This window comes from Asticcacaulis sp. (assembly GCF_027484505.1).
In the GTDB taxonomy this organism is placed as follows: domain Bacteria; phylum Pseudomonadota; class Alphaproteobacteria; order Caulobacterales; family Caulobacteraceae; genus Asticcacaulis.
Genome location: NZ_JAIXSV010000157.1, coordinates 1 through 3,464, shown reverse-complemented (window position 1 = coordinate 3,464; position 3,464 = coordinate 1). Strand labels below are relative to the sequence as shown.

4 protein-coding genes and 1 pseudogene are annotated in these 3,464 nt (G+C 57.2%); all 5 read right to left on the bottom strand.

Going from position 1 to position 3,464, the window contains the following annotated elements:
• Positions 1–181 (bottom strand): annotated as a pseudogene (locus Q0072_RS10040) (leucyl/phenylalanyl-tRNA--protein transferase); the annotation flags it as partial.
• 19 nt (positions 182–200) lie between these two features.
• Complete coding sequence (locus tag Q0072_RS10035) at positions 201–743, bottom strand: hypothetical protein (RefSeq protein WP_298329252.1); 543 nt, start codon at positions 741–743, stop codon at positions 201–203.
• Between the two features lie 114 nt (positions 744–857).
• A complete protein-coding gene (gene accC, locus Q0072_RS10030; protein ID WP_298329255.1) occupies positions 858–2,219 on the bottom strand; it encodes an acetyl-CoA carboxylase biotin carboxylase subunit in 1,362 nt (453 codons plus the stop codon).
• Positions 2,220–2,241: 22 nt separating this feature from the next.
• Positions 2,242–2,733, bottom strand: coding sequence for an acetyl-CoA carboxylase biotin carboxyl carrier protein (gene accB / locus Q0072_RS10025; RefSeq protein ID WP_298329250.1), 492 nt, complete (start codon positions 2,731–2,733; stop codon positions 2,242–2,244).
• A 51-nt stretch (positions 2,734–2,784) separates the two neighbouring features.
• Positions 2,785–3,225, bottom strand: coding sequence for a type II 3-dehydroquinate dehydratase (gene aroQ / locus Q0072_RS10020; RefSeq protein WP_290796811.1), 441 nt, complete (start codon positions 3,223–3,225; stop codon positions 2,785–2,787).
• Positions 3,226–3,464: the final 239 nt, after the last annotated feature.

Here is a 3,464-nt window from a genome sequence, read left to right as displayed (position 1 = left end):
TGAAGGGCGTATTGCGCACAGTGCGCGCCAGCCGCGACGGCACGTGCAAGCCCTCCAGCGGCAATATGCCCCGCAGCGGCGGATCGACCAGAAACAGGGTCTCATCATCGCGCGCATCCGACATCGGAAAAATGCCGGTGCGGTAGCATTGAACGAGATCGTCGAGGGTGAAATCGGCCAAAGCAAAGCTCTAAAACAAGTTAAGAATTAAATTTTCTCGCCACGATTTTCACGAAATCTGTTTCGTCATTATCAAAGAGGTTTATTTCGTAATAATCATCGACTGGTCGGAAGTATATAATTTCGCTCTCCGCTATATTTATTCTCTTTTCAGTTTGAAAATGCCACAAGTAAGGTTTATCAATGGCTTTACCCTTCAGGTAAGGCCCCCATAAGTCCATACCAGACTCAACCTCAAAAAGTGGTATCCATCCATTTTTTTCATAAGTGGACAGAATTTTCCGCAGAGATGGAATACGAAGTTTTTTAAAGACTTTATATTCATCCGGCTTTAATTGACACTTGTGCTTTTGCCCAAATATGTCGAATGCCCCTGTACCTAAGTTGGGGAAATTTTGGAAAAAAATAGGCTTTCCACAATAATTGCATAATCTTGTTTTTCGCCGAAGCGCATTTAAACGCCGGCTTTCATATTCTCCTCGTGTTTTGGGAGCAGATTTTTTTCGCCGGTTCATGCAAAAATTGCATGGGCAATTTGGACGATGATTGTGCCCTTTTGACATCTTGGACAATCCTCACATATTCCATTCAGGATGATATGATTTGGATGTGCCGACAAGTGTTTTTGTTTTGTTCCCAATAATGATAGCCTTGCAAAAGCAAGGCTATCTATATAGCTAAATGGCGACCTTCGCCTCTTCCTGCGCCTTGATCCACTTTTCCAGCCAGTGGATATTGTAATCCCCTTTCTGGATATCGGCTTCGTTCAGCAGGTCGAGGAACAGCGGAATCGTGGTGTCGATACCGGCGACCACGGTTTCCTGAAGGGCGCGCTTGAGGCGGGCCAGGGCTTCGGGACGGTCGCGCCCATAGACGATCAGCTTGCCGATCATCGAGTCGTAATAGGGCGGGATGGTGTAGCCGTTATAGACCGCCGAATCCATGCGCACACCGAGGCCACCGGGGGTGTGGAAGTCGGTAACCGTACCGGGCGACGGCACGAAGGTGCGGGCGTTTTCGGCATTGATCCGCACTTCGATAGAATGGCCTTTCAGGTCGATATCGGCCTGAGTGAAGGACAGGGGCAGGCCCGCCGCAATGCGGATCTGCTCACGGACCAGATCGACGCCGGTGACGAATTCAGTGACCGGGTGTTCGACCTGAAGGCGGGTGTTCATCTCGATGAAGAAGAACTCCCCATCCTCGTACAGGAACTCGATGGTGCCGACGCCCAGATAGCCGATCTTGCGGATGGCTTCGACGACGATCATACCGATCTTATCGCGCGCTGCTGCGTCGATGACGGGCGAGGGGGCTTCTTCGAGCACCTTCTGGTGACGGCGTTGCAGCGAGCAATCGCGTTCGCCGAGGTGGACCACATTGCCGTGGCTGTCGGCGATGACCTGAATCTCGATATGGCGCGGCTTCTGGAGGTAGCGCTCCATATAGACCGTGCCGTCACCGAAGGCCGCAGCGGCTTCGGTCTGGGCGCTCATCACCTGTTCAGCCAGCACATCGGCATTGGCCGCGACCTTCATGCCGCGACCACCACCGCCGGCAGCGGCCTTGATGATCAGCGGGAAGCCGATGGACTTCGACGCTTCGATGGCGTCTTCGACCGTGGCCACGCCGCCGTCAGAGCCCGGAACGACGGGGATGCCGGAGTCCTTGGCGGCCTGCTTGGCGGTGATCTTGTCACCCATCAGGCGGATGTGATCCGGCTGAGGCCCGATGAAGGTCATGCCGTGCGCGCCGACGATTTCGGCAAAGCGGGCGTTTTCCGACAGGAAGCCATAGCCGGGGTGGATCGCCTGCGCGCCGGTGATTTCGGCAGCGGCGATGATCGACGGAATGTTGAGATACGACTTGGCGGCTGCGGGCGGCCCGATGCAGACGCTTTCGTCCGCCAGGTGTACGTGCATGGCGTTGGCGTCGGCGGTCGAATGCACCGCAACGGTGGCAATCCCCATCTCCTTACAGGCGCGGATGACGCGCAGGGCGATTTCGCCGCGGTTGGCGATGAGGATCTTGTCGAACAGTTTGGGGGTGTCGGACATGGCGTTAGTCGATTACCACGAGGCCTTCGCCGAATTCGACGGGCTGGGCGTCGGAGACGAGGATTTCCGATACCGTGCCGTCCTTGGGCGCCGGGATCGGGTTCATGGTCTTCATGGCTTCGATGATCAGCAGGGTCTGACCGGCCTTTACCTTGTCGCCGACCTTCACGAAGGTGGCAGCACCCGGCTGCGGCGACAGATAGACGGTGCCGACCATGGGTGATTTCAGGGCGTCCTTGGCCGCTTTCGGGGCTTCGGCAGCCACAGGGGCGGCAACCGCAGCCGCAGCCGCAGGGGCCGGAGCGGCCACAGGGGCGGGGGCCGCGACCTGAGCGGCGTAGGTAGCCACCGGCGCGGCGGTGAGGGTGCGCGCGACGCGGATCTTCAGTTCACCCTGCTCGACCTCGATTTCGGTCAGCTCGGTTTCCTTCAGGATGTCCGCCAGCTTGCGAATGAGGCGGGGGTCGATCGGGTCAACCGGTTTTTGCGATGACATGCGCTTACCTTAGTTAGGGGGTGGGGCCGTGCGTAAGAACGGGCCGGTGGGCTATTGTTCGATGAGGCGTAGGGCCGCCTCGATAGCCAGTTCATAGCCAATCGCCCCCATACCGGCAATAACCGCCTTGGCCGCCAGCGACACATAGGAGTGATGGCGGAACGGTTCGCGGGCGTGAGGGTTCGACAGGTGGCATTCGATGATCGGCTGGCTGAGGGCCTTCAGCGCGTCCAGCAACGCGACCGAGGTGTGGCCATAGCCCGCCGGGTTGAGAATCAGGACCGAAGCGTGTTCGCGCGCCTCCTGCACCCAGTCGATCAGTTCGCCTTCGTGATTCGTCTGGCGAAAGACGACGGGGACATGACGGGCCGCGGCCAGCTCGGTGCAACGGGCCTCGATGTCCGAAAGACGTGTATATCCATAAATTTCCGGCTCACGCACCCCCAGAAGGTTGAGATTGGGGCCGTTAAGGACATATATGGGTTTCGACATGCAAAGCCTGATCCTGTGGGATGCGGTCTTGTATCCCCTGTTGCGCTTGCTCACAAGAAAAAGCGGGCTTTTTCGCCCGAAAACGATCCGAAAATGACGAAAATTCTGTTGAATGGCGAAGAAACCGAGGTTTTGGCCGCCAATGTGATGGCCCTGATCGAGCAGATCGGCATCGATCCGCGCAAGGTGGCGGTGGAGCGCAATCTCGAAATCGTGCCCAAATCGGCCTATGTCGCCAC